Source organism: Pseudomonas sp. sp1636 (assembly GCF_030376615.1).
GTDB lineage: Bacteria > Pseudomonadota > Gammaproteobacteria > Pseudomonadales > Pseudomonadaceae > Aquipseudomonas.
The window spans coordinates 116576-141093 of the sequence record NZ_JARRAB010000004.1; the positions used below are offsets into that span (position 1 = coordinate 116576).

The 24518-nt window shown below is 61.2% G+C and carries 19 protein-coding genes; 13 read left to right on the forward strand and 6 right to left on the reverse strand.

Features of this window, described 5'->3' with window-relative positions; translation table 11 throughout:
* Positions 1-49 precede the first annotated feature (49 nt).
* The 12 genes from P8H27_RS05680 to P8H27_RS05735 all read left to right on the forward strand — a co-directional run bounded on the left by P8H27_RS05680 (position 50) and on the right by P8H27_RS05735 (position 16669).
* Positions 50-1114 carry a pilus assembly protein PilM gene (locus P8H27_RS05680; protein ID WP_289635743.1) on the forward strand — a complete coding sequence of 355 codons (1065 nt, stop codon included), beginning with the start codon at positions 50-52 and terminating at the stop codon, positions 1112-1114.
* Positions 1114-1701 carry a type 4a pilus biogenesis protein PilN gene (gene pilN, locus P8H27_RS05685; RefSeq protein ID WP_289635744.1) on the forward strand — a complete coding sequence of 196 codons (588 nt, stop codon included), beginning with the start codon at positions 1114-1116 and terminating at the stop codon, positions 1699-1701. Before P8H27_RS05680 ends, pilN begins: the two co-directional genes overlap by 1 nt.
* On the forward strand, positions 1688-2311 hold the full coding sequence (pilO, locus tag P8H27_RS05690) for a type 4a pilus biogenesis protein PilO (protein ID WP_289635745.1): 624 nt from the start codon (positions 1688-1690) through the stop codon (positions 2309-2311). Before pilN ends, pilO begins: the two co-directional genes overlap by 14 nt.
* Entirely contained in the window at positions 2308-2829 is a 522-nt protein-coding gene (gene pilP, locus P8H27_RS05695; RefSeq protein WP_289635746.1) for a type 4a pilus biogenesis lipoprotein PilP, read from the forward strand. The genes pilO and pilP overlap by 4 nt, the downstream gene beginning before the upstream one ends.
* A gap of 54 nt (positions 2830-2883) precedes the next feature.
* Complete coding sequence (pilQ, locus tag P8H27_RS05700) at positions 2884-4959, forward strand: type IV pilus secretin PilQ (RefSeq protein WP_289635877.1); 2076 nt, start codon at positions 2884-2886, stop codon at positions 4957-4959.
* On the forward strand, positions 4956-5483 hold the full coding sequence (aroK, locus tag P8H27_RS05705) for a shikimate kinase AroK (RefSeq protein ID WP_289635747.1): 528 nt from the start codon (positions 4956-4958) through the stop codon (positions 5481-5483). Before pilQ ends, aroK begins: the two co-directional genes overlap by 4 nt.
* A 51-nt stretch (positions 5484-5534) precedes the next feature.
* On the forward strand, positions 5535-6638 hold the full coding sequence (gene aroB / locus P8H27_RS05710) for a 3-dehydroquinate synthase (RefSeq protein WP_289635748.1): 1104 nt from the start codon (positions 5535-5537) through the stop codon (positions 6636-6638).
* Positions 6639-6648: 10 nt separating this feature from the next.
* Complete coding sequence (locus P8H27_RS05715) at positions 6649-8238, forward strand: SPOR domain-containing protein (protein ID WP_289635749.1); 1590 nt, start codon at positions 6649-6651, stop codon at positions 8236-8238.
* A gap of 261 nt (positions 8239-8499) precedes the next feature.
* On the forward strand, positions 8500-12948 hold the full coding sequence (gene gltB / locus P8H27_RS05720) for a glutamate synthase large subunit (RefSeq protein ID WP_289635750.1): 4449 nt from the start codon (positions 8500-8502) through the stop codon (positions 12946-12948).
* A 113-nt stretch (positions 12949-13061) separates the two neighbouring features.
* On the forward strand, positions 13062-14480 hold the full coding sequence (locus tag P8H27_RS05725; protein WP_289635751.1) for an FAD-dependent oxidoreductase: 1419 nt from the start codon (positions 13062-13064) through the stop codon (positions 14478-14480).
* A 200-nt stretch (positions 14481-14680) separates the two neighbouring features.
* A complete protein-coding gene (gene hemE, locus P8H27_RS05730) occupies positions 14681-15751 on the forward strand; it encodes a uroporphyrinogen decarboxylase (RefSeq protein WP_289635752.1) in 1071 nt (356 codons plus the stop codon).
* Between the two features lie 144 nt (positions 15752-15895).
* Positions 15896-16669, forward strand: a complete 774-nt coding sequence (locus P8H27_RS05735; RefSeq protein WP_289635753.1) for a ParA family protein — start codon at positions 15896-15898, stop codon at positions 16667-16669.
* A 63-nt stretch (positions 16670-16732) separates the two neighbouring features.
* Here the strand turns inward: P8H27_RS05735 and P8H27_RS05740 are convergent, their stop codons facing one another.
* From P8H27_RS05740 to P8H27_RS05760, 5 genes are all read right to left on the reverse strand, one after another.
* A complete protein-coding gene (locus P8H27_RS05740; RefSeq protein WP_289635754.1) occupies positions 16733-17530 on the reverse strand; it encodes a universal stress protein in 798 nt (265 codons plus the stop codon).
* 85 nt (positions 17531-17615) lie between these two features.
* Positions 17616-18059 carry a YiiD C-terminal domain-containing protein gene (locus tag P8H27_RS05745; protein ID WP_289635755.1) on the reverse strand — a complete coding sequence of 148 codons (444 nt, stop codon included), beginning with the start codon at positions 18057-18059 and terminating at the stop codon, positions 17616-17618.
* A gap of 92 nt (positions 18060-18151) precedes the next feature.
* Positions 18152-18586, reverse strand: coding sequence for a thioredoxin TrxC (trxC, locus tag P8H27_RS05750; protein ID WP_289635756.1), 435 nt, complete (start codon positions 18584-18586; stop codon positions 18152-18154).
* A gap of 78 nt (positions 18587-18664) precedes the next feature.
* Positions 18665-19942, reverse strand: coding sequence for a bifunctional O-acetylhomoserine aminocarboxypropyltransferase/cysteine synthase (locus tag P8H27_RS05755; protein WP_289635757.1), 1278 nt, complete (start codon positions 19940-19942; stop codon positions 18665-18667).
* A gap of 129 nt (positions 19943-20071) precedes the next feature.
* Positions 20072-21868 carry an SLC13 family permease gene (locus P8H27_RS05760; RefSeq protein WP_289635758.1) on the reverse strand — a complete coding sequence of 599 codons (1797 nt, stop codon included), beginning with the start codon at positions 21866-21868 and terminating at the stop codon, positions 20072-20074.
* Positions 21869-22235: 367 nt separating this feature from the next.
* Between P8H27_RS05760 and P8H27_RS05765 the strand changes: the two genes are divergently transcribed.
* A complete protein-coding gene (locus P8H27_RS05765) occupies positions 22236-22934 on the forward strand; it encodes an aspartate/glutamate racemase family protein (protein ID WP_289635759.1) in 699 nt (232 codons plus the stop codon).
* Between the two features lie 75 nt (positions 22935-23009).
* On the opposite strand, the gene selO is transcribed toward P8H27_RS05765, so the two are convergent.
* The gene (selO, locus tag P8H27_RS05770) at positions 23010-24470 is read right to left on the reverse strand and encodes a protein adenylyltransferase SelO (protein WP_289635760.1); all 1461 of its coding nucleotides are present in this window, start codon (positions 24468-24470) and stop codon (positions 23010-23012) included.
* Positions 24471-24518: the final 48 nt, after the last annotated feature.

The window sequence follows — 24518 nt, forward strand, 5'->3', positions numbered from 1 at the left end:
AAAAAACATAAATAGTCCGTAAGTTACGGATGCCAATAGGAAATCGGTCGTGCTAGGGCTCTTCAATAAGAAAGCGAATACGCTGCTGGGGATCGATATCAGTTCGACCTCCGTCAAGCTCCTCGAATTGAGTCGCTCAGGAAGCCGCTACAAGGTAGAGGCTTACGCTGTCGAGCCGCTCCCACCCAATGCCGTGGTCGAGAAGAACATTGCCGAACTGGAAGGGGTCGGGCAAGCGCTTGCGCGCGTGCTGGCCAAAGCCAAGACCGGAGTGAAGTCCGTGGCAGTCGCCGTGGCCGGCTCTGCTGTGATCACCAAGACCATCGAGATGGAAGCCGGGCTTTCCGATGATGACCTCGAGAATCAGCTGAAAATCGAAGCCGACCAATATATTCCGTATCCGCTTGAGGAAGTGGCGATCGACTTCGAGGTGCAGGGTTCTTCGCTGCGCAACCCCGAACGGGTCGAGGTGCTTCTGGCCGCCTGCCGTAAGGAAAACGTCGAAGTTCGCGAAGCTGCCCTGGCCTTGGCCGGACTGGTCGCCAAAGTAGTTGATGTCGAAGCCTATGCCCTCGAGCGTGCTTATGGCTTGCTCACCGAGCAACTGGGCAGTGGGCATGACGAGCTGACGGTGGCGGTGGTCGATATTGGTGCCACCATGACCACCCTTAGCGTGTTGCACAACGGCCACACCATCTATACGCGTGAGCAACTCTTCGGCGGCAAACAGCTCACCGAGGAAATCCAGCGACGCTACGGCCTGTCCGTAGAAGAGGCTGGGCTTGCGAAAAAGCAGGGCGGCCTTCCCGATGATTACGACAGCGAAGTATTGCAGCCGTTCAAAGAAGCGGTCGTGCAACAAGTTTCGCGCTCCCTGCAGTTTTTCTTTGCCGCAGGTCAGTTCAACGATGTCGACTATATCCTCCTGGCGGGCGGCACGGCTTCTATTCCCGACCTCGATCGTCTGATTCAGCAGAAGATCGGCACGCAAACCCTGGTCGCCAATCCCTTTGCGGACATGGCGCTGAGTAGCAGGGTCAATGCGGGGGCGTTGGCCAGTGATGCTCCGGCATTGATGATTGCCTGTGGTTTGGCGATGAGGAGTTTCGATTAATGGCGCGGATTAACCTTCTTCCATGGCGTGAGCAGTTACGCGAGGAGCGCAAGCAGCGTTTTCTGGTGACTCTCGTCGGTGTCTTGATGGTCGCGGCCGGTGCGGTGTTCCTCGGTGATCAGTATCTAAGCGGCGCAATCGAACAGCAAAATGCACGCAACGAGTTCGTGCGCAAAGAAATTGCAGTGCTGGACGCGCGGATCAAGGAAATCAGCGAGCTGAAAACCCGGCGCCAGCAGTTGCTGGAGCGGATGAAGATTATTCAGGACTTGCAGGGCAACAGGCCGATCATTGGGCGAGTATTCGATCAGTTGGTGAGAACCTTGCCGGATGGTGTTTATTTTACCGGTCTTAAAATGACCGATAAGGTTGTTGCTGTCGTTGGCGCGGCTGAATCAAATAATCGAGTTTCTAACTTGATGCGAAATTTTGATTCGTCGGATTGGCTAGAATCTCCCAACCTGACAGAGGTGAAGGCTGTAACGGCTGGTGCGGTCGATCAAGCAAATGTCTTCAAGTTAACTGTGCAGCAGACGCAGCCGCAGCCGCAGTCTGAGGCGGGGGAGATGAACAATGAGCCTGAGTGAATCGCTAGACAACTTGCGTAAAATCGAGCTCAGTGAGCTGGACGTGAACAATCTTGGTTCTTGGCCGGCTGCGGTGAAGTTTATTTCTGGGGTGTTGGTCGTAATTGTGGTGGTGGGGCTAGGTTATAACTTTCATTTGAAAGACTTGCAGGCACGGCTTGATCAGCAACACAGTGAAGAGGTTACGCTAAAGGAGCAATTTGCCAATAAGGCATTCCAGGCGGCTAACCTTGAGGCATACAAGGAGCAAATGAAGGAGATGGAGGTTTCGTTTGGTGCTTTATTGAAACAGTTGCCGAGCGATACTGAGGTGCCTGGCCTGCTTGAGGATATAACTCGCACTGGCCTCGGTAGTGGCCTGGAGTTTGAGGAGATCAAGTTGTTGCCGGAAGTGATCCAGCAGTTTTATATTGAGCTTCCTATTGAAATAAAAGTTGTGGGTGCCTATCACGATTTGGCGACTTTTGTGAGTGGCGTCGCTAGTCTTCCGAGAATTGTTACTTTGCATGATTTTGAACTTGTACCGGCTACTGCAGAAACTACCTCCCAGTTACGTATGAGTATCCTGGCAAAGACGTATCGGTATAATGACAAGGGGGTGCAGCAATGAGGTTCTCCCTTCTATTGTGTCTGATCGCTGTGGGGCTTACTGGTTGCGGCTCCAGTGGCGATTTTGATGATTTGCAAGCGTATATGGATGAGGTTAGGGCGCGGCCGAAAGGCTCCATAGAGCCGGCGCCAAAATTCCAGCCTTATGAAAGCTTTGCTTATAGTGCTGCATCTTTGCGTAGTCCGTTTCAGCCGCCGATCAAGATAGACATGGTGAGCCGCCAGAAAGGTTCGCGAGAAGTAAAGCCTGATGATGCGCGGGTCAAACAGTTTCTCGAAGGTTTCAATATTGAAGTTTTCGAGATGGTTGGCACTCTTGGTAACGAGCAAGGTATTTTTGCTTTGGTTAGTGGGGCTGGGGGAGTGCATCGAGTCAAGCCGGGAGACTATCTGGGCCGAAATCATGGTCGCATTCTTGCTGTCGATGAATCAAAAATCGATGTGGTTGAAATCGTTCCAGACGGAGAAGGCGGCTGGCTCGAACGGCCGCGTAGCGTCTCCCTCAAGGAGCGCTCTTAAATGAGCGGAGTGAACATGAAAAAAAATAACCAGTCTGCTCAACGGAACCTGAGAATGAATAGCCCCTTTTCGCACCTAGGTATTTCTCTATTAGCACTGCTGCTATCGCCAGCATTGTTGGCAGCTAACTTGCAGGCGCTCGATGTTTCTGCGTTGCCTGGCGACCGTGTCGAGTTGAAGTTGGCTTTTGACGAGCCGGTGCTTGCCCCGCGCGGGTACACGATTGAGCAGCCAGCGCGTATTGCCCTGGACTTTCCCGGTGTTTCCAACAAGTTAGGCGCGAAAAATCGTGAGTTGGGGGTGGGGAATGCACGCAGTGTCACGGTGGTCGAGGCCAAAGACCGAACGCGGTTGATCATCAACCTGACCAACTTGGCTCCCTACAATACGCGGGTCGATGGCAACAACCTTTATGTCGTGGTTGGCGAGGGGGCATCTAGCGCGGCCGCCGTTCACCCTGTAGCGACGGCGGTGGCCAATACGGCTACGCCAGTAAAGAGCTATGTCGCACAAGGTAAGGCTATTAGCAATATTGATTTCCAGCGCGGCGAGCAAGGCGAAGGCAATGTGGTCATTACTTTGTCGGATGCTTCGGTAAGCCCTGATATTCAAGAGCAGAGCGGAAAAATTCGTTTGGATTTCGCCAAGACGCAACTGCCTGAGTCGTTGCGGGTTCGTCTCGACGTTAAGGATTTTTCCACGCCGGTGCAATTCGTCAGTGCGACTGGCTCGGCGGACAAGGCGAGTATCGTGATTGAGCCGACAGGTTTCTATGATTACTTGGCGTATCAAACCGATAATAAACTCACGCTCAGCATCAAGCCGTTGACTCAAGATGAAGTCGATACGCGGAAAAGCGAGCGGTTTGCTTACAGTGGCGAAAAGCTGTCCTTGAACTTTCAGAGTATCGATGTTCGTTCGGTGCTGCAGTTGATCGCAGATTTCACCGATCTAAACCTGGTGGCCAGCGACACGGTACAGGGTGACATCACCTTGCGCTTGCAGAATGTGCCTTGGGATCAAGCGCTGGATCTGGTGCTTAAAACCAAGGGGCTGGACAAGCGTAAAATCGGCAACGTGTTGTTGGTGGCGCCCGCCGATGAAATTGCCGCGCGCGAGCGTCAGGAGCTCGAGTCGCAGAAACAGATCGCGGAATTGGCGCCGCTGCGGCGCGAACTTATTCAAGTGAACTATGCCAAGGCCGCCGACATGGCCAAATTGTTTCAGTCTGTCACCAGTGCCGAGAGTTCTACTGATGAGCGTGGCACCATCACTGTAGATGATAGAACAAACAGTATTATTGCCTACCAAACACAGGAGCGTTTGGACGAGCTGCGGCGGATTGTCGCTCAGCTGGATATACCCGTTCGTCAAGTTATGATCGAGGCGCGCATAGTTGAGGCCAACGTCGATTATGATAAAAGTTTGGGTGTGCGTTGGGGGGGGACAAAGATATTTAATGATAAGTGGCTGGCCTATGGTAATGATGATAGGGGGGATGAGGGAGGTAAGTCTGGTAAAGAAGCGAATGGAAATTTTCCCTTTGTCGATCTCGGTGTGACTAATAGTACGTCTGGTATTGGTATTGGTTTTATTACCGATAATACAATTCTTGACCTGGAGTTGACGGCGATGGAGAAGACCGGTAACGGTGAAATTGTTTCTCAGCCTAAAGTCGTGACCTCTGATAAGGAAACCGCCAAGATTTTGAAAGGTACGGAGGTGCCATATCAAGAGGCAAGCTCCAGTGGGGCTACCACGGTGTCTTTCAAAGAGGCCGCTCTGTCGCTTGAAGTAACCCCGCAGATTACTCCAGATAATCGTATTATTATGGACGTTAAGGTTAATAAGGATGAGCCTGATTATCCGAATGCCGTGCTTAATGTGCCGCCAATCAAGAAAAACGAGGTCAATGCCAAAGTGCTGGTCAGTGACGGTGAGACCATTGTGATAGGCGGTGTATTTTCCAATACTCAAAGTCGATCCGTTGAAAAGGTTCCATTTCTTGGCGACCTGCCATTTCTCGGGCGCATGTTTCGCCGCGATATTGTTCGGGATCAAAAATCCGAACTGCTGATCTTCCTTACTCCTCGAATTCTGAATAACCAAGCGGTGGCGATAAATCGTTGAAATCTGTACGTAATGTAATCCTTGTTGGCCCGATGGGCGCGGGTAAGAGCACCATCGGGCGTTTGCTTGCCAAAGAGTTGCGACTGCTGTTCAAGGACTCCGACAAGGAAATAGAGCAGCGCAGCGGTGCCGACATTCCATGGATCTTCGATGTCGAGGGGGAGCAGGGCTTTCGCGAACGCGAACGAGCGGTGATTGCCGAGCTGTGCGAGCTGGACGGTCTGGTGCTGGCCACTGGCGGTGGTGCGGTGCTGCATCCGGACAACCGCGCAGCACTGAGGCGTGGTGGTCGAGTGGTGTATCTGTACGCCTCGGTCGAGCAGCAGCTCGATCGTACTTCGCGTGACCGTAATCGCCCTCTGTTGCGCGCTGCCGACCCGGGCAAGGTGCTCGCTGATCTGCTGGCGATTCGCGATCCGCTGTATCGCGAAATTGCCGATGTCATCGTGCAAACCGACGAGCGTCCGCCGCGGCTGGTTGTGCAGGAAATATTGGAGTGTCTCGAAGAGCTTTCTCCCCGTTAAAGCGCAGACCGAACTGCGCTATCCTAGAGCCCTTTTGACATCGGGGGCTCCATGCAAACTCTTCAGGTCGATCTCGGTGAACGTCGCTATCCCATTTATATCGGTGCCGACCTATTGCGTCGTGCGGATTTGCTGGCGCCGCATATCATTGGTCGCCAGGTGGCCATCGTTACCAATGAAACAGTCGCGCCGCTCTACCTGGATGCACTCAAGGCTGCACTTGGCGGTTATGCGGTAACCGCGATTGTCTTGCCGGATGGCGAGGCGTTTAAAACCTGGGAAACTTTGCAGGCAATTTTCGATGGCCTGCTTGGCGCACGGCATGATCGGCATACGACCGTGATTGCACTGGGTGGTGGGGTTGTCGGTGATATGGCCGGTTTTGCTGCGGCCTGTTATCAACGCGGGGTCAATTTCATCCAGATCCCGACCACGTTGCTGTCCCAGGTCGATTCCTCGGTTGGTGGCAAGACCGGTATCAACCACCCGCTTGGAAAAAACATGGTGGGGGCGTTCTACCAGCCCCAGGCCGTGTTGATCGATACCGCCAGCCTGGCCACTTTGCCGGCACGCGAGCTGTCGGCGGGCTTGGCCGAGGTGATCAAATATGGCTTGATCTGTGACGAGCCTTTTCTCTCTTGGCTGGAGCAGCACATGCCCGCACTGCGGGCACTCGATCAGGAGGCGTTGACTGCGGCGATTGAGCGCTCTTGTGCGGCCAAGGCGCGGATTGTCGGCGCGGATGAGCGCGAGGCAGGGCTGCGTGCCACGCTCAACCTTGGGCATACTTTCGGTCATGCCATCGAGACGCAGCAAGGTTATGGTGTTTGGTTGCACGGCGAGGCGGTTGCGGCGGGTACGGTCATGGCGCTGGAGATGTCGCAGCGTCTGGGCTGGATCTCGCTGGCCGAGCGCAATCGCGGTATTCGCCTGTTGCAGGCGGCGGGCTTGCCCGTTGTGCCGCCAAAAGGCATGACGCCCGAGCACTTTTTGGCTCATATGGCGGTCGATAAGAAGGTGCTGGATGGCCAGTTGCGCCTGGTGTTGTTGCGGCACATCGGCGAGGCCGTGGTTACCGGGGAGTTCCCGCGCGAAATTTTGAATGCCACGCTGAGCGTAGATTACGCCGCGCTGGTGGATCAGCTTGAAAATTAATGAGTGTCCAATGACCAGTTTGCATGCTGACGAGGCTTTTCTCGATCACTACCAGTTCAGCCACGATCCCTTTGCGGCGCGAGTGCCGGGCTTCAAGTTTTTTCCGGCTCAGCGCAAGCCGGTATTGGGCCAGTTGCATCACCTTGCGCGTTACAGCCAGTTGCTGTTGTTGGTGTGCGGCCCTCTGGGCAGCGGCAAAACCCTATTGCGCCAGGCGCTGGTGGCCAGTACCAACAAGCAAACTGTGCATAGCGTGGTTGTTTCCGCCCAGGGTGCAGCCGATACGGCGGGCATTCTGCGTCAGGTGGCCCAGGGTCTGCAGGTGCAGCAGGCAGAGTCGCAGGCGATTCTGGCGCAAGTCGGGCAGTTGGCATTGACTGGGCAGGACGTCTACTTGCTGGTCGACGATGCAGAGCAGTTGAGTGATGCGGCGCTCGCCAGCTTGCTGACTCTGGCGGCCGGCAACAGCGAAGGGCGGCCGCATGTTTTTCTGTTCGCCGAGCCGGGGTTGATTGCTCGGCTTGAGCTACTGGCCGATGGCGAGGAGTGTTTCCACGCCATCGAATTGCAGCCTTACGCCGAGGCTGAAACGCGTGAATACCTGACTCAGCGCCTAGAGGGCGCCGGGCGGGAACTCGAGTTGTTAACCGATGAGCAGATCGTCGCCATTCATGAGCAATCCGGGGGCTGGCCTGGGGTAATCAATCAGGTTGCCCGTGACGCCTTGGTCGAGGCCATGCTGATTCAGCGCGGCGCCGCCAAACGTGCAGGTTTTGTATTCAGTCTGCCGAGGAAGCATCTGCTGGCATTGGCTGTGGTGGGGCTTGGCGTATTGGCGGCCTGGCTGGTGCAAGGCCGCCCGGAGGGCGGGGCGCCCATGCCTGTTACGACACAGTTGCCGCTGGGGCGAGTCGAGCAGCCTGTGGTTGATGTCCCTGTTCCTGCTTCCGGGGCTGTTGGTGCGGGCGCGCCGGCAATTGAGTTCGAGGGTGGCAGTCAGCCCGTCCCGCTGCCCTTGGTTGGCGAGGCTCAGCCGGTTATGCGTGAGCCTTTGGCTCGGGCTGCTGGTTTGAGCGGGGTCGAGGAGGCCGATGTCGTGGAGGTGGCGGGGGCGAGTGCTGTCGGTGTGCTGGTGGACGAGCGGCCTGCGCCGATTGCGTCAGTGGCTCCAGTTCCAGTTCCAGTTCCAGTTCCAGCTCCAGCTCCAGCTCCAGCTCCGGTGAAACCTGTTGCGCCGGTCGTTCAGCCCGCACCAGTGGTGGCGCCTGCGCCGAAGTCGCCAGCGCCAACAGCTGCGCCGGCGAAGGTGGCGGTCGATGATTGGTACGCCGCTCAGGCAGGCTCGCGCTATACCTTGCAGATACTCGGCGCGCGCGCAGAGGGCGGGGCTCAATCGTTTGTGCGCGAGTTCGGTGGGCAGTACCACTATTTCAAGAAGCAGCATCAAGGTCAGCCGCTGTACGTCGTGACCTATGGCAGTTTCGCCACTCGCGAGGCGGCTCAGGCCGCCTTGAAAGGCTTGCCGGGCAAAGTGCAGGCAGGTAAACCCTGGCCGCGCACTTTTGCCAGCATCAAGCACGAGATTGCCCAGGCTCGCTAGCGGGTGCGGCGGTTGCTCGCGCGCCTGGCGGGGGTGTGCTGATGACTCGTGGGTTGTTAGCATGACCTTCCGGTCTATGCCTTCGTTTTCGCGACATAAGTTTTCGGTGGTTCGTCACATGGATTTGTGACGACCTTGGTGGATATGTACAATAACCTCCCTTTTGCCTGCGCTCAGCTGGGGCTATGCCCTGCTTGCACGGTAAGTGTCTGAATTAGAAAGCAATTTGCCTCGTTGAGAGGCAGCCTGGTGAGAGTCCCTATGAAAGCAGGTTTGTACCGTCCTGATGAGTTCAAGGATAACTGCGGCTTCGGCCTGATCGCCCATATGCAAGGCGAGGCGAGCCATCACCTGCTGCAGACCGCTATTGAAGCGCTGACATGCATGACCCATCGCGGCGGGATCAACGCCGACGGCAAGACGGGTGATGGTTGTGGTCTGTTGATTCAGAAGCCCGATGCCTTTCTGCGCGCCATGGCCCTGCAGCACTTCGCTGTCGAGCTGCCCAAGCAGTACGCGGTGGGCATGGTGTTCTTCAATCAGGATCCGGTAAAAGCCGAAGCTGCGCGCGTGAACATGAACCGCGAGATTCTGGCTGCCGGCTTGACCCTGGTTGGCTGGCGCAAAGTGCCGATCGACACCAGCGTGCTTGGCCGTCTGGCCCTGGAGCGTCTACCGCAGATCGAGCAGGTGTTCATCAGCGGCGAGGGGCTCGCCGATCAGGAGTTTGCGATCAAGCTGTTCAGCGCCCGCCGGCGTTCGTCGGTGAGCAACGCCGCGGACAGCGATCACTACATCTGCAGCTTTTCACCCAAGACCATCATCTACAAAGGCCTGATGATGCCGGCCGACCTGCAGCAGTTCTACCCGGATCTGGGTGACGAGCGCCTGCAGACCGCCATTTGCGTGTTCCACCAGCGTTTCTCGACCAACACCCTGCCGAAGTGGCCGCTGGCGCAACCGTTCCGGTTCCTCGCCCACAACGGCGAGATCAATACCATCACCGGCAATCGCAACTGGGCCCAGGCGCGTCGGTTGAAGTTCGCCAACGACCAGATCTTCGATCTGGAAGAGCTCGGCCCGCTGGTCAATCGCGTCGGTTCCGACTCCTCGAGTATGGACAACATGCTCGAACTGATGGTCACCGGGGGCATCGACCTGTTCCGCGGCGTGCGCATGATCATTCCGCCCGCCTGGCAGAACGTCGAGACCATGGACGCCGACCTGCGCGCGTTCTACGAATACAACTCCATGCACATGGAGCCCTGGGACGGTCCGGCGGGAGTGGTGCTGACCGATGGGCGTTATGCCGTCTGCCTGCTCGACCGCAACGGCCTGCGCCCGGCGCGCTGGGTCACCACCCGCAATGGTTACATCACCCTGGCTTCGGAAATCGGCGTGTGGGACTACCAGCCCGAGGACGTGATCGCCAAGGGGCGCGTCGGTCCGGGGCAGATCCTTGCGGTGGACACCGAAACCGGCCAGGTACTCGGTACCGACGATATCGACAACCGCCTGAAGTCGCGTCACCCCTACAAGCAGTGGTTGCGCAAGAACGCCTTGCGTATCCAGGCGACCATGGAAGACAACGACCATGGCTCGGCGTTCTATGACGTCGACCAGCTCAAGCAATACATGAAGATGTACCAGGTCACCTTCGAGGAGCGTGACCAGGTGCTGCGCCCGTTGGCCGAGCAAGGCCAGGAAGCGGTCGGTTCCATGGGCGACGACACGCCTATGGCGGTGTTGTCGCAGCGCGTGCGTTCGCCCTACGACTATTTCCGTCAACAGTTCGCCCAGGTCACCAATCCGCCGATCGATCCGCTGCGCGAAGCCATCGTCATGTCCTTGGAGATCTGCCTCGGTGCCGAGCGCAACATCTTCCAGGAGTCGCCGGAGCATGCTTCGCGGGTGATCCTCAGCTCGCCGGTGATCTCCCCGGCCAAGTGGCGCACGTTGATGACTTTGGAGCGCCCGGGCTTCGAGCGCCAGTTGATCGACATGAACTACGACGAGTCGATCGGTCTCGAAGCGGCCGTGCGCAACATGGCCGACCAGGCCGAGGAAGCCGTGCGCGCCGGCAAGGTGCTGCTGGTGCTGAGCGACCGCCATATCGGCCCCGGCAAGCTGCCGGCGCATGCCGCGCTGGTGACCGGTGCCGTGCACCATCGCCTGACCGAGAAGGGCCTGCGTTGCGATTGCAACATCCTGGTCGAGACCGCGACCGCGCGTGACTCGCACCACTATGCGGTGCTGCTCGGCTTCGGTGCCTCGGCGGTCTACCCGTTCCTGGCCTACGAAGTGCTGGGCGACCTGATCCGTACCGGTGAGGTGCTGGGCGACCTGTACGAAGTGTTCAAGTACTACCGCAAGGGCATCTCCAAGGGGCTGCTGAAGATCCTGTCGAAGATGGGCATCTCGACCGTTGCCTCCTACCGCGGCGCGCAGCTGTTCGAAGCGGTCGGTCTGGCCGATGAAGTCACCGAGCTGTGCTTCCGTGGTGTGGCCAGCCGGATCAAGGGCGCGCGTTTCGTCGACCTCGAAGCCGAGCAGAAATTGCTCGCGGCCGAGGCCTGGAACAATCGCAAGCCGATTCAGCAGGGCGGTTTGCTCAAGTTCGTCTATGGCGGCGAGTTCCACGCCTACAACCCGGACGTGGTCAGTACCCTGCAAGTCGCCGTGCAGCAAGGCAGTTACGAGAAGTACAAGGAATACAGCAGCCTGGTCGACACCCGGCCGGTGTCGATGCTGCGCGATCTGCTCAAGCTGAAACTGGCCGAGCAACCGCTGGGCCTCGACCAGGTCGAGCCGCTGGAGGCCATCTTCAAGCGCTTCGACTCCGCCGGTATTTCCCTCGGCGCGCTGTCGCCGGAAGCTCACGAAGCCATTGCCGAGGCGATGAACCGCCTCGGTGCGCGCTCCAACTCCGGCGAAGGCGGCGAAGACCCGGCCCGTTACGGCACGGTGCGCAGTTCGAAGATCAAGCAGGTGGCCACCGGCCGCTTCGGCGTGACCCCGGAATACCTGGTCAACGCCGAAGTGCTGCAGATCAAGGTGGCCCAGGGCGCCAAGCCCGGAGAGGGCGGCCAGCTGCCCGGCGGCAAGGTCAACGGCCTGATCGCGCGGCTGCGTTACGCCGTACCTGGGGTGACCCTGATTTCGCCGCCGCCGCACCACGACATCTATTCCATCGAAGATCTGGCGCAGCTGATCTATGACCTCAAACAGGTCAATCCGGCCGCGCTGGTCTCGGTCAAATTGGTGGCGGAAGCCGGTGTCGGCACCATCGCCGCCGGCGTGGCCAAGGCCTACGCCGACCTGATCACCATCTCCGGCTACGATGGCGGCACCGGCGCATCGCCGCTGAGCTCGATCAAGTACGCCGGCGCGCCCTGGGAGCTGGGCCTGGCGGAAACCCACCAGACTTTGCGCGGCAACGACCTGCGCGGCAAGGTGCGGGTGCAGACCGACGGCGGCCTGAAGACCGGCCTGGATGTGGTCAAGGCCGCCATCCTCGGCGCCGAGAGCTTCGGTTTCGGCACCGCGCCGATGATCGCCCTGGGCTGCAAGTACCTGCGTATCTGTCACCTCAACAACTGCGCCACTGGCATCGCCACGCAGAACGACAAACTGCGCAAGGATCACTTCATCGGCACCGTCGAGATGGTGATGAACTTCTTCACCTACGTCGCCGAAGAGACCCGCGAGTGGCTGGCCAAGCTGGGCGTGCGCAGCCTGGAAGAGCTGATCGGGCGAACCGACCTGTTGGAGATACTGCCGGGCGAAAGCGCCAAGCAGAATCACCTGGATATCAGCCCGCTGCTCGGCAGCGAACATATCCCGGCCGACAAACCGCAGTTCTGCATGGTCGAGCGCAACCCGCCGTTCGATCAGGGTCTGCTGGCCGAGCAGATGGTTGAGCTGGCCAAGCCGGCAATCGATGCCGCCAGCGGTGCCGAGTTCGAACTGGATATCTGCAACTGCGACCGTTCCATCGGTGCCCGCGTCTCCGGCGAAATCGCCCGGGTGCATGGCAACCAGGGCATGGCCAAGGCGCCGATCACCTTCCGCTTCAAGGGCACTGCCGGGCAGAGCTTCGGCGTGTGGAATGCCGGTGGCCTGAATCTGTACCTGCAAGGCGATGCCAACGACTATGTCGGCAAGGGCATGACCGGCGGCAAGCTGATCATAGTTCCGCCCCAAGGCAGCCCGTTCAAGACCCAGGACAGCGCCATCATCGGCAACACCTGCCTGTACGGCGCCACGGGCGGCAAACTGCTCGCTGCCGGCACCGCAGGCGAACGTTTCGCCGTGCGCAACTCCGGTGCGCATGCCGTGGTCGAGGGCACTGGCGATCATTGCTGCGAGTACATGACCGGCGGCTTCGTCTGCGTACTGGGCAAGACCGGCTACAACTTCGGTTCCGGCATGACCGGCGGCTTTGCCTATGTGCTCGACCTGGACAACAGTTTCTACGACCGGGTCAATCATGAACTGGTGGAGATCCAGCGGATCAACAACGAGGCCATGGAGGCCTACCGCAGCCATCTGCAACGTGTGCTCGCCGAGTATGTGCAGGAGACCGCCAGCGAGTGGGGCGCCCACCTGCTGGAGAACCTGGATGACTACCTGCGCAAGTTCTGGCTGGTCAAGCCCAAGGCCGCAAGCCTGAAGTCGCTGCTCTCCAGCACCCGCGCCAACCCGCAGTAACGCAGTTTCAAGCGGCAAGCCTCACGCTAATAGCAGCGCGAGGCTTGCCTGCTACCGTGATGAGTCTTGCAGCTTGCAGCTTGTGGCTTGCGGCTGCTGTAAAGAGGTTTGCTATGACTGAACGTCTGAATAACGACTTCCAGTTCATCGATGTCGGGCGCAAAGACCCGAAGAAGAAGCTGTTGCGTCAGCGCAAGAAAGAATTCGTCGAGATCTACGACAACTTCAAGCCGGCCCAGGCCTGCGAGCAAGCGCATCGCTGCCTGGGTTGCGGTAACCCCTATTGCGAGTGGAAGTGCCCGGTGCACAACTACATTCCCAATTGGCTGAAGCTGGTGTCCGAGGGCAACATCCTCGCCGCCGCCGAGTTGTCGCACCAGACCAATACATTGCCGGAAGTTTGCGGTCGCGTATGCCCGCAGGATCGTCTGTGCGAGGGGGCCTGCACCCTCAACGACGGCTTTGGTGCGGTGACCATCGGCTCGGTGGAGAAGTACATCACCGACACCGCCTTTGCCATGGGCTGGCGTCCGGATATGTCGCGGGTCGTCCCGACCGGCAAGCGCGTCGCCGTGATCGGTGCCGGTCCGGCGGGCCTGGGTTGCGCCGACGTGCTGGCGCGCAACGGCGTGGCTGCGGTGGTGTTCGATAAGAACCCGGAAATCGGCGGCCTGCTGACGTTCGGCATTCCCGAGTTCAAGTTGGAAAAGACCGTGCTGAGCCATCGCCGCGATGTCTTCACTGGCATGGGCATCGAGTTCCGCCTGAACACCGAGATCGGCAAAGACGTGAGCATGCAGCAGTTGCTCGATGAGTACGATGCCGTGTTCATGGGCATGGGTACCTACACCTACATGAAAGGCGGCTTCCCCGGCGAAGACCTGCCCGGCGTGTACGACGCCCTGGATTTCCTGATTGCCAACGTCAACCGCAACCTCGGCTTCGAGAAGGATGCGCAAGACTTCATCGACACCAAGGGCAAGCGCATCGTCGTGCTCGGCGGCGGCGACACCGCCATGGACTGCAACCGCACCTCGATTCGCCAGGGCGCCAAGAGCGTCACCTGTGCCTATCGTCGCGACGAAGAGAACATGCCGGGCTCGCGCAAGGAAGTGAAGAACGCCAAGGAAGAGGGGGTTAAGTTCCTCTTCAACCGCCAGCCCATCGCCATCGTTGGCGAGGATCGGGTCGAAGGGGTCAAGGTGGTCGAGACTCGCCTCGGCGAGCCGGATGCCCGCGGTCGCCGCAGCCCCGAGCCGATTCCCGGTTCCGAGGAGATCATCCCGGCCGACGCGGTGCTGATCGCCTTCGGCTTCCGCCCGAGCCCGGCACCTTGGTTCAGCGATTTTCAGATCGAGACCGATGGCCAGGGCCGCGTGATCGCCCCGGAACAGTCGCAGTTCAAGCATCAGACCCGCAACCCGAAGATCTTCGCCGGTGGCGACATGGTGCGCGGTTCCGATCTGGTGGTGACGGCGATCTTCGAGGGGCGCAACGCCGCCGAAGGCATCCTGGATTACCTCGAGGTGTGATGCCTAGGATGGCTTAGCCGTAGGCGTAACCCATCGCAACGGTTGATGGCTAGCGCTGCGCTCAACCCATCCGACGTCGCGCTCTGCCGAGGCAAATTGTCGCAATGGAAAAAAGGCACGGCACCCGCCGTGCCTTTTGTTTGGGGGTCTGCGAAAATGCCGGCACTTTTATGCTGACGACTTATTGCACGGGAATTGCCATGACCGCCCTGAAGAACGATCGTTTCCTGCGTGCCCTGCTCAAGCAGCCCGTCGACGTCACCCCGGTGTGGATGATGCGCCAGGCCGGCCGTTATCTGCCGGAGTACCGCGCCAGTCGGGCCAAGGCCGGTGACTTCATGAAGCTGATGATGAACCCCGAGTTCGCCTGCGAAGTCACCCTGCAACCGCTGGATCGCTACCCGCAGCTGGACGCGGCGATCCTCTTCTCCGACATCCTGACCATCCCCCATGCCATGGGTCAGGGCCTGTACTTCGAGACCGGCGAAGGTCCGCGCTTCAAGAAAGTGATCAGCACTGCCGCCGATGTCGAGGCTCTGCCGATTCCCGACCCGGAACAAGACCTCGGCTACGTGATGGACGCCGTGCGCACCATCCGCCGCGAGCTGAACGGCCGGGTGCCGCTGATCGGCTTCTCCGGCAGCCCCTGGACCCTCGCCACCTACATGGTCGAGGGCGGCTCGTCGAAGGACTTCCGCAAGTCCAAGGCCATGCTCTACGACAACCCGCAGGCCATGCACACGCTGCTCGACAAGCTGGCGCAGTCGGTCGTCGGCTACCTCAACGGGCAGATCCTCGCCGGCGCCCAGGCAGTGCAAATCTTCGATACCTGGGGCGGCAACCTGTCCTCGGCGGCCTATCAGGAATTCTCCCTGGCCTACATGCAGAAGATCGTCGACGGCCTGATCCGCGAGCACGACGGGCGCAAGGTGCCGGTGATCCTGTTCACCAAGAACGGCGGCCTGTGGCTGGAGTCCATGGCGGCGACCGGCGCCGACGCCCTCGGTCTGGACTGGAGCTGCGACATCGGCGAGGCGCGTCGCCGCGTGGGCGCTCAGGTGGCCCTGCAAGGCAATATGGATCCGACCGTACTCTATGCCCAGCCGGCGGCGATCCGCGCCGAAGTGGCGCGCATCCTCGCCAGCTACGGCCAGGGCACGGGCCATGTGTTCAACCTCGGCCACGGCATCACCCCGGAAGTCGACCCGGCCCATGCCGGCGCCTTCCTCGAGGCGGTGCACGAGTTGTCGGCGCAGTATCACGGCGAGTAAACGAGCAGGGTCGCTGTGACGATCCTGTAGCCGGCTGTTGTGGCGTTATTCGGGGGCGTAAGAGTCATTGGATGACCGAAAGCCTCGCCCTTGTCACGCGCTTTGCATAGAATCCAAGACCATTCGGAATCAGGGAGGTGTGCGATGCGGCGTGTGGTGTTCAATCAGAAGGGCGGGGTGGGCAAGTCCAGCATTGCCTGCAACCTGGCGGCCGTGAGCGCCTCGCAGGGCTATCGCACGTTGTTGGTCGATCTGGATTCCCAGGCCAACTCCACCCACTACCTCACCGGCCTGACGGGCGCTGAGATCCCCATGGGTATCGCCGAGTTCTTCAAGCTCAGCCTGAGCAGCGGCCCTTTTGCCAAGAAAGGCCGGGTCGACATCTACGAGACGCCGTTCGACAACTTGCATGTGGTCACGGCGACGGCCGAACTGGCCGACCTGCAGCCCAAGCTCGAGTCGAAACACAAGATCAACAAGCTGCGCAAACTGCTCGATGAACTGGCCGGGGATTACGATCGGATCTACCTGGATACGCCGCCGGCGTTGAACTTCTACACGGTTTCCGCATTGATCGCCGCCGACCGGGTATTGATCCCCTTCGACTGTGACAGTTTCTCGCGTCAGGCCCTGTACGGCCTGTTGCGCGAGATTGAGGAGCTCAAGGAAGACCACAACGAAGGGCTGGAAGTGGAAGGCATAGTGGTCAATCAGTTTCAGCCCCGCGCGGCCTTGCCGCAGCAGTTGCTCGATGAGCTGGTCGCGGAGGGCCTGCCGGTATTGCCGGTGAACCTGATGAGTTCGGTGCGCATGCGTGAATCGCACCAAGCCTGCACGCCGCTGATCTATCTGGATGCACGGCACAAGTTGACCCGGCAGTTCGTCGAACTGCACGACTGGCTCAACCTGGCCGATTAGGCGGGCTTGAGTAACCACAAAGGCGCCAGTGGCGCCTTTGTGGTTGGTGCGGCTGGCGCTGGCTTAGCGCACGACCAGAATGTCGCAGGGGGCCTTGTGCAGGAAGTGCTGGGCCAGGCTGCCGAGCAATGCCTGGGACAGGGCGCTGCGGCCATGGCTGCCGAGCACCAGCAGCTCACTACGGCGGGTTTTCAGTTGTTCTTGCAGGCTGCGCAGGATGCCGCCCTGTTGCACCGCATGGGTCAGGGTCGGGCCGTCGGCGGGGAGGGTCTGCGCCTCGTCCTGCAGCAGCTGATCGATCAAGGCGTGCTGGATCTGCAGTTGCGCCTCGACTTGCTTGGCCGTGCCCTTGTCCGGTTCGAACACATGCAGCGCATGCAGCTCGGCCGTTGCCGGCAGCAGGCGGTAGGCCTGCTCCAGGGCGCTGCAGGCGCAGAGAGAGAAATCGATGGCGGCCAAGGCGCGCTGGTAGGGCTGGGAGTCGTTGCGCGCCACCAGCAGCAGCGGCACGCTGCAGTTCCTGGCGATACGATCCAGGCTGGTGCCGGAGAAGAAGTCGTGGCGTTGATGGTGGGCGCCCAGAACCAGGAGGTCGCAACCCAGCTCCTGCACTTGCTGCAGCACCGTCTCGGCAGGTTTGCCGCCGATCAAGCGCAGCTCGCTGCTCGGCGGGGCGTAGCGGGTCAGGCTGCGATCCAGGGCCTGATGGGCCTGTTCATGCGCCTGGCTGCCCTGGGTGGGGTCGAGTACGTGCAGTACCGTCAGCTTGGCATTGTGCTGCCGGGCCAGCTGGGTGGCACGGCACAGCGCTATATCGGCGGTGTCGCGCAAGTCATGGGCAATGAGGATGTGGGTGAACATGGGGTAAATCTCCGGCCGATGGATGTCGGCGATTTATTATCCTTCAAGCAATAGCCGTTCTTTTGATCTAAGGCAAGGCCAGGCGTCAGCGTGCGCGCAATTGATAGAGGCCGCGGCTCTCGGCCACCACTTCGCCACTGGCGTCGGTCAGCTGCAATTGCAGCAGGTAGTCGGCCTTGCCCTGGGAATGCGCCTCGCTCTGCAGCCGCTCGATCTGCCCGGCATCGAGTCGCGCCTCGACCTGAATATCGCCCATGGCCGGACGGCGGAAGCGCAGGTTCATTTCCTTGATCACCGGGTAGAAACGCTGGCTGTCGAAGCTGGTGAGAAACAGCGCGCCGCCGGGAATCTCCGCCAGGGTAAAAAGCGCGCCGGCGTACATGCTGCCGATATGGTTCTGGTTGCCGGCCAGCGGCATGCACAGGCGCACATGCCCCGGTTCGAGCACTTCGGCCCTGAGGCCGCTGCGTTTGACGAAGGCGATCTGTTCTTCGGTGAGCTGGCGGGCAATGTCGGCAGGTAGGGGCATGGCGTCGAGCCTCATGGGTTTGACTTGCCAGCCTAAGGCGTGGCTGGCGGCTTGCAATTGACCGCAACCGTCAGCGTGATTGACCCTTTCGCTCAGATGCCTTGGCCATGTAGCCAGGCCAGCAATTGTGGCAGTGGCAGGGCACCGCTCTGACGCGCGATTTCACGGCCGCCCTTGAACAGGATCAGGCTGGGAATCGAACGAATGCCCAGTTGCGCGGACAGTTGCGGGCTGGCTTCGCTATCCAGTTTGCCCAGGCGACAGCGTTCCTGCAGCTGCTTGGCGGCCTGGTCGAAGGTTGGGGCGAAGGCCTTGCAGGGGCCGCACCAATCGGCCCAGACATCCACCAGCAGCGGCAAGTCGCCCTTGAGCTGGCTGGCGAAGCTGGCCTGAGTCAGTTCGATCGGGGTGCCCGGCAGGACTTGCGCCTTGCAGCGCCCGCAGCGCGGCGCCTCGGCGAGACGCTCGGCGGGGATACGATTGAGGCCGTTGCAGCTCGGGCAAGGGATCAGCAGCGGATTGGACATGGGCGGCTCCAGAGACGGGATAGCCCTTATCTGGAGCCGGCAGGCCGAATTATCAAGGCCGAGCCAGGAGGGTGGGGCTCAAGCCCCGGCGGCCTGCAGGGCCTGTTGCAGGTCGGCCAGAATGTCGTCGCTGTGCTCGATGCCGATCGACAGGCGGATCATGTCGCGCGGCACGCCGGCCTTGGCCAGTTCCTCGTCGTTGAGCTGGCGGTGGGTGGTGGAAGCCGGATGGCAGGCCAGCGACTTGGCGTCGCCGATATTGACCAGGCGCACCACCAGCTTGAGCGCGTCGATAAAGCGCGCCCCGGCATCGAAGCCGCCGACGATGCCGAAGGAGAGGATCGAGGCCGGTTTGCCCTGGCAGTATTTTTGCGCCAGGCCATGCTCGGGGTGATCGCTCAGGCCGGCGTACTTGACCCAGGCCACCTGCGGGTGATTCTGCAGGTATTCGGCCACCTTGAGCGCGTTGTCGCAGTGACGCTGCATGCGCAGGGCCAGGGTTTCCAGGCCTTGCAGGATCAGGAAGGAATTGAACGGCGAGATCGCCGCGCCCATGTTGCGCAGCGGCACCACCCGGCAGCGGCCGATGAAGGCGGCCGGGCCGAAGGCTTCGGTGTAGGTCACGCCGTGGTAGGAGGCGTCCGGGGTATTGAGCAGTGCGAAGCGCTGCTGGTGCTGCGCCCAGGGGAAGTTGCCGGAGTCGACCACGATGCCGCCGATGCTGGTGCCGTGGCCGCCCATGTACTTGGTCAGCGAGTGCACGACGATGTCGGCGCCGTGTTCGAAGGGGCGGCAGAGCATCGGCGTGGCCACGGTGTTGTCGACGATCAGCGGTACGCCATGGCGGTGGGCCGCGTCGGCCAGCGCTTGCAGGTCGATGATGTTGCCGGCCGGGTTGCCGATGGACTCGCAGAATACGGCCTTGGTTTTATCGTCGATCAGCGCTTCCAGGGCGGCAATGTCGTCATGGGCGGCGAAGCGCACTTCGATGCCCTGGCGCGGCAGGGTGTGGGCGAACAGGTTGTAGGTGCCGCCATACAGCTTGGCCACCGAAACGATATTGTCGCCGACTTCGGCGATGGTCTGGATGGCGTAGGTGATGGCCGCCATGCCGGAGGCCACGGCCAGCGCGCCGACTCCGTTTTCCAGGGCCGCCACGCGCTTTTCCAGCACGTCGGTGGTGGGGTTCATGATCCGCGTGTAGATGTTGCCGGCGACCTTGAGGTCGAACAGGTCGGCGCCGTGCTGGGTGTCGTCGAAGGCGTAGGAGGTGGTCTGGTAGATCGGCACCGCCACCGCCCTGGTGGTCGGGTCGGGGCTGTAGCCGGCGTGGATGGCCAGGGTTTCCAGTTTCATGCGAGCTTTCCTTCGGGCAGATTGAAAGAGTCGCAGCATGGGGAGGGAAGGCAAGCCTGGTCAATGATTTGCGGCAATAAAACCCGCGCGATTAGGCGCAATGGCGTTGACCTTGTGTCGCGCAATGGCTCACAGCGGCGTCAGCGGCCAGAACCAGGGAATCACCAAGCTGGCCACCAGCCAGAGCAGCAGGTTGAGCGGGATGCCGACTTTCATGAAGTCGCTGAAGCGGTAACCGCCGGCGTTGTAGACGAAGGTGTTGGTCTGGTAACCGATGGGCGTGGCGAAGCTGGCGCTGGCGGCGAACATCACCGCGACCACGAAGGCGCGCGGGTCGACCCCCAGGTGCTGGGCCATGCCGATGGCGATCGGGGTGACCAGCACCGCCACGGCGTTGTTCGACAGCATCTCGGTGAGGATCGAGGTGAACAGGTAGATGAACGACAGCATCAGCAGCGGCCCGGCCCAGGGCAGCAGGCCCATGACGTTCTCCACCAGCAGCCTGACCAGGCCGACCTTGTCCATGGCGATGCTGATCGCCAGCATGCCGAAGATCAGGCTGAGGATCTTCCAGTCCACCGCCTTGTAGGCGTCTTCCACGTCCAGGCAGCGGGTCGCCAGCACGCTCACCGCGCCGATGATCGCCAGCCCCTCGATCGGCATCAGGCCGAAGGCGGCGAGGAGCATCACCGCCAGGGTGGCGATGATCGCGATCGGCGCCTTGTCGCGGCGGAAGGCGCGCTCCTGCACGGCGTTGAGGCTGATCAGCTCGCCGTTGTCGGCGAAACGCTTGATCTGCGCCGGGGTGCCCTCGACCAGCATGACGTCGCCGAATTGCAGCTCGAAGTCGTCGAGGTTGCCCTGGATGTTCTCGTCCTGGCGGTGCACGGCGAGCACGGCGATGCCGTAGCGCGCGGTCAGGTCGAGGTCGCGCATGGGTCTGTGGCTGTAGCGCGAGTTGCGCCCGACTATGGCCTCGGCGAGGATCACGTCGTGGCTGCTGATGGTTTCGAAGGCGTCGCCGCGGTTGAAGCTCAGGTGGCCGCTCTCGCGCAGTTCCACCACGTTCTTCACCTGGCCGTGCAGCACCAGGCGGTCGCCGCTGGCCAGCAGGGTGTGATGATCCGGCTCGGTGAGTTCTTGTTCCTGACGAAACAGCTTGAGCACCTGCAGGCCGCTGCCGCCATTGAGGTTGGCTTCGGCCAGGGTCTTGCCGATCACCGGCGAGTCGTGCGGCACCAGCAGCTCGGTCATGAAGGTGCGATCCAGATTCGGCCGCAGCTGGCGCGACAGGGTGTCGCGTTCGGGCAGCAGGTGGCGGCCGATGGTCAGCAGATAAAGCATGCCGACCGTGGCCAGGATCAGTCCGGCGCCGGTGATCTCGAAGATGCCGAACGGCGCCAGGCCGGCCTTGCGCGCCACCCCGTCGACCAGGATGTTGGTCGAGGTGCCGATCATGGTCAGGGTGCCGCCGAGGATGGTGGCGTAGGACAGCGGGATCAGCAGTTTGGACGGCAGGGTGCCGGCGCGGCGGGCCAGGGAGATCGCCACCGGGGTGAGGATGGCCACCACCGGGGTGTTGTTGAGGAAGGCGGAGATTGCCAGCGCGGTGACCGTCAGCCCGGTGAGCACGCGAATCGGGCTGGTGCCGACCAGGTCGCCCAGCCAGTTGCCCAGGGCGTCGATGCAGCCGGTGCGCTCCAGGGCGGCAGACAGCACGAACATGCAGGCGATGGTCACCGGCGCCGAGTTGGAGAGGACGCTGAGCACTTCCTTGGGTTCGAGCAGTTGAGTAATCAACAGCGCCGCCACGGCGATGGCCGCGACTATGTCCGGACTCCACTTCTCGCGCACGAAGGCGTACAGCACCCAGAGCAGCAGGGCGCCGACAAACAGCAAGGGCAGGGGGAGTGAATCCCAGAACATGAATGTCCTTAGCGTACGAGTCTCGTGTGAGGTGGCGGCCGTGCTCAAGGGCGGTCACCCGAGGCGCTGAAGATAAGGGTTGCGGCTTAGAGAGTCTAAGAATGTTTGATAAGGTTTATATGCCTTTTCGGTTTAACAAATAAGGCTGTACCGCCGCTCTGGTCACGCACTGTCTCTGTCTCAGTCGGTCATTGGCCGGGTAGGCTCGGGTTTTTCATGGCGATGTCCCCGTTACGTGGTGCAGGGCGGGCGAGCTTTGGGGGCGGAGCTACCCGCGCAGCTCGCGGCCGAAGCCGCTTGCACGGGTACCCCCCCACGCCTGGGCCTGTTAACGGGGACATCGTCTTTTCCATGCAGGAGCTGACCTATGCAACCGTTAGGCATTGTCGGAGGCATGAGCTGGGAGTCCACCGCGAGCTATTACCGCCTGCTCAATCAGGGCGTGCGCGAGCGTTTGGGCGGGCTGCACTCGGCGTCCCTGCTGCTGCATTCGCTGGACTTCGCCGGCATCGCTGCCTTGCAGAAGCAGGGCGACTGGGCCGAAGCCGGGCGCCAGCTGGCGGTCGCCGCGCAGGGGTTGGAACGGGCCGGGGCCGGGGCGTTGCTGTTGGCGACCAATACCATGCACAAGGTGGCGCCGGCCATCGAGGCGGCGGTCGACATCCCCCTGCTGCATATCGGCGATGCCGTCGGCCAGGCCCTGCAGCGGCAAGGCGTCCAGCGTGCGGCGCTGCTCGGCACACGTTTCACCGTGCAGCAGGACTTCTATCGCCAGCGTCTGGCCGAGCGCTTCGCCATCGAGGTGCTGACTCCTGCTCCGGCACAGGTCGAGGAGATCGACCGGGTGATCTTCGCCGAGTTGTGCCAAGGGGTATTTCAGGCCAGTGCCCGGCGCTTTTACCTGGATTGCCTGGCGCAACTGCGCGAGCAGGGCGCCGCGGTGGCGATTCTCGGCTGCACCGAGATCGGCCTGCTGCTCGAAGGCGTCGCAGCGCCGCTGCCGCTGCTCGACAGTACCGAGTTGCATGTGAAGATGGGACTGGAGTGGCTGTTGGGTGGTGCGTAACTGCAAGCTCAAAGACAAGGCCAGCGCGGGAAGCCAGATCCGCCTTGATGCCGCTGCGCTCGCCTGCCGCCGTTGCTACGACGAGCAGCTGATCTCCAGGTGCTTGCCCCACTCCGGCGGGCGCTGGGCGTAACGCTCGCAACCCGGTTGCTCGTCGAACGGCCGGCTGAGCACCGCGTGCAGTTCGCGCACCGGAGCGTAGTCTCCCTGTTCGGCCGCGTCGATGACTTGCTGGGCCAGGTAATTGCGCAGGATGTACTTGGGGTTGACGGCCTGCATGCGCGTGCGCCGCGCCGCCTGGCTGTCGGTTTCGCTGGCGACGCGGGCGCGGTAGTCGGCGGCCCAGGTGTCGAAGCCTTGCAGATCGCGGAAGTCCTCGCGCAAACGGGCGAGCGCCTGCTGCGGCGCGCTGTCGCCCAGTTCGCGGAAGAAGTTCGTGTAGTCCACGGCGCTGCCCTGCATCAGCTGCAGCAGGCGCCGGATCAGCGCCTCGTCGGCCTCGGCGGCTGTCAGCAAGCCGAGGCGGCGGCGCATCAGGTCGAGGTAGTGCGCCTGGTACAGCGGCAGGAACAACCCCAGGGTCTCGCGCAGCGCATCGATCTCGACGAAAGGGGTCAGCGCCTGGCCGAGGGCGGCGAGGTTCCATTGGGCGATCGGCACCTGATTGCTGAAGCTGTAGCGGCCGTTGTCGTCCGAGTGGTTGCAGATGAAGTCGGCGTCGAAGTCGTCGAGAAAGGCGTAGGGGCCGTAGTCGAAGGTGACGCCGAGGATCGACATGTTGTCGCTGTTCATCACCCCGTGACAGAAGCCATAGGCTTGCCAGCGGGCGATCAGCTCGGCGTTGCCTTCGACCACCTCGCGGAACATGGCCAGGTAGGGCTCGGCTTGCTCCCGGCATGCCGGGAAGTGGCAGCTCAGGACATGCTCGCCGAGTTGCTTCAGCAGTGCGTGTTGCTGGGTGTAATAGAAGTACTCGAAGTGACCGAAGCGCACATGGCTGCGCGACAGGCGCAGCAGCATGGCCGCGGTTTCCTGTTTCTCGCGCCACACCGGGGTGCTCGAGGCGGTCACGCACAGCGCCCGCGAGGTCGGGATGCCGAGGGCATGCAGGTGTTCGCTGGCGAGGAACTCGCGGATCGATGAACGCAGCACCGCGCGGCCGTCGCCCATGCGCGAGTAAGGGGTCTGCCCGGCGCCCTTGAGGTGCAGATCCCAGTATTCGCCGGCTTGGTTGACCACTTCGCCGAGCAGCAGGCCGCGACCGTCGCCCAGGCGCGGGTTGTAGCTGCCGAACTGGTGGCCGGAATAGACCATGGCCCGCGGTTCGGCCGCGCCCCACAGCTTGTGCCCGGCGAACAGTTGGGCGAACTCCTCGCGCTCGGCCTCCGCCGGATCGAGGTCGAGCAGGGCCATGGCCGCCGGGCTGACGACCACCAGGCGCGGTTCGGCAATCGGCTCGGGCAGCACTGGGGTGGAAAAGGCGTCGCCGAGACGGGCGAAGCGATTGTCGAAGGTCAGATCGGTGAGCGACTTCAAAGCAACACTCCAGTGGGCGAGTGATCGGCGGGCGCGCTATGGTCTAGA

Coding starts and splice junctions, on each gene's coding strand:
- pilN (WP_289635744.1), top strand. CDS start 1,114: ATGGCGCGGATTAACCTTCTTCCATGGCGTGAGCAGTTACGCGAGGAG.
- pilO (WP_289635745.1), top strand. CDS start 1,688: ATGAGCCTGAGTGAATCGCTAGACAACTTGCGTAAAATCGAGCTCAGT.
- pilP (WP_289635746.1), top strand. CDS start 2,308: ATGAGGTTCTCCCTTCTATTGTGTCTGATCGCTGTGGGGCTTACTGGT.
- pilQ (WP_289635877.1), top strand. CDS start 2,884: ATGAATAGCCCCTTTTCGCACCTAGGTATTTCTCTATTAGCACTGCTG.
- aroB (WP_289635748.1), top strand. CDS start 5,535: ATGCAAACTCTTCAGGTCGATCTCGGTGAACGTCGCTATCCCATTTAT.
- P8H27_RS05715 (WP_289635749.1), top strand. CDS start 6,649: ATGACCAGTTTGCATGCTGACGAGGCTTTTCTCGATCACTACCAGTTC.
- gltB (WP_289635750.1), top strand. CDS start 8,500: ATGAAAGCAGGTTTGTACCGTCCTGATGAGTTCAAGGATAACTGCGGC.
- P8H27_RS05725 (WP_289635751.1), top strand. CDS start 13,062: ATGACTGAACGTCTGAATAACGACTTCCAGTTCATCGATGTCGGGCGC.
- hemE (WP_289635752.1), top strand. CDS start 14,681: ATGACCGCCCTGAAGAACGATCGTTTCCTGCGTGCCCTGCTCAAGCAG.
- P8H27_RS05735 (WP_289635753.1), top strand. CDS start 15,896: ATGCGGCGTGTGGTGTTCAATCAGAAGGGCGGGGTGGGCAAGTCCAGC.
- P8H27_RS05740 (WP_289635754.1), bottom strand. CDS start 17,530: ATGTTCACCCACATCCTCATTGCCCATGACTTGCGCGACACCGCCGAT.
- P8H27_RS05745 (WP_289635755.1), bottom strand. CDS start 18,059: ATGCCCCTACCTGCCGACATTGCCCGCCAGCTCACCGAAGAACAGATC.
- trxC (WP_289635756.1), bottom strand. CDS start 18,586: ATGTCCAATCCGCTGCTGATCCCTTGCCCGAGCTGCAACGGCCTCAAT.
- P8H27_RS05755 (WP_289635757.1), bottom strand. CDS start 19,942: ATGAAACTGGAAACCCTGGCCATCCACGCCGGCTACAGCCCCGACCCG.
- P8H27_RS05760 (WP_289635758.1), bottom strand. CDS start 21,868: ATGTTCTGGGATTCACTCCCCCTGCCCTTGCTGTTTGTCGGCGCCCTG.
- P8H27_RS05765 (WP_289635759.1), top strand. CDS start 22,236: ATGCAACCGTTAGGCATTGTCGGAGGCATGAGCTGGGAGTCCACCGCG.